Source organism: Virgibacillus sp. 7505, from assembly GCF_002272135.1.
GTDB lineage: Bacteria > Bacillota > Bacilli > Bacillales > Amphibacillaceae > Terribacillus.
This window is the reverse complement of the sequence record NZ_NPBF01000549.1, coordinates 1-202: the sequence shown is the minus strand read 5'-3', so window position 1 is coordinate 202 and position 202 is coordinate 1. Positions and strand designations below refer to the sequence as shown.

1 pseudogene is annotated in these 202 nt (G+C 39.6%); it reads right to left on the bottom strand.

Going from position 1 to position 202, the window contains the following annotated elements:
• A pseudogene (locus CHH91_RS21105) lies at positions 1–202 on the bottom strand (DUF2254 domain-containing protein); the annotation flags it as partial.

The window sequence follows — 202 nt, the reverse complement described above, 5'->3', positions numbered from 1 at the left end:
AAGAGCGAATTCCCAAGAAATTTGATAATAAGAAGAATCGATTGATTCGACGAGAAGGCAGACGGCCTCAAGTACATCATTGGTGATCACAGGGTCGTCTTGGGCATAAATGGTGATGTGGGAGAAGGTGGAGTACAGATAAAATTCAAATGTTTCTTTTTTAATAATGACGCGCAGGTCGTTTTTTTGATCAGTCAAGTAA